The 532-nt window shown below is 62.2% G+C and carries 1 pseudogene; it reads left to right on the top strand.

Annotated features, from left to right (window positions below):
• Positions 1-294, top strand: a pseudogene (locus tag NKH98_RS32965) (sugar phosphate isomerase/epimerase); the annotation flags it as partial.
• Positions 295-532: the final 238 nt, after the last annotated feature.

Genomic DNA, 532 nt, shown 5'->3' with positions numbered 1-532 from the left:
AAAGGGGCCGCCAATGGTATTCTGGCCGCTCGCGATCACCTGAAGTATATTCACTTGTCAGAGAGCGATCGCGGCACCCCGGGCACCGGCAACTGCCCCTGGGACGAGATCTACGCAACGCTCGCGGCGATCGGCTTCAAGGGCGGACTTGCCATGGAAAGCTTCATCAACATGCCGCCGGAAGTCTCCTACGGCCTCTCCGTCTGGCGGCCAGTCGCGAAGGACGAGGCCGAAGTGATGGGCAATGGCTTGCCATTCCTGCGCAACAAGGCTCGCCAATACGGTCTGATCTGACCCAATGGATGACGGGGAGGCGGACGGCGCGAAGAACGCCGCTTTTATCCGGCGAATGGCAAAGGGGCCGGACGTTCAATCTCTGGACCCGAAAATGGCCGTGACGGCGCACGCCATGCCACCATCGCCAAGTGCTCGACATCGTGAAGCCCGCGGGATCGGTCCGGTCCGGACGCGCCAGCGATGGCGGACGATCTCATTCCGAAGCTGAAATGCGCCAAATTCGGCGGCAAGCGTG

Source organism: Mesorhizobium sp. M0833, assembly GCF_040319905.1.
Classification (GTDB): Bacteria; Pseudomonadota; Alphaproteobacteria; order Rhizobiales; family Rhizobiaceae; genus Mesorhizobium.
The sequence above is the reverse complement of the archived record's forward strand: the minus strand, read 5'-3'. Positions and strand labels throughout refer to the sequence as shown.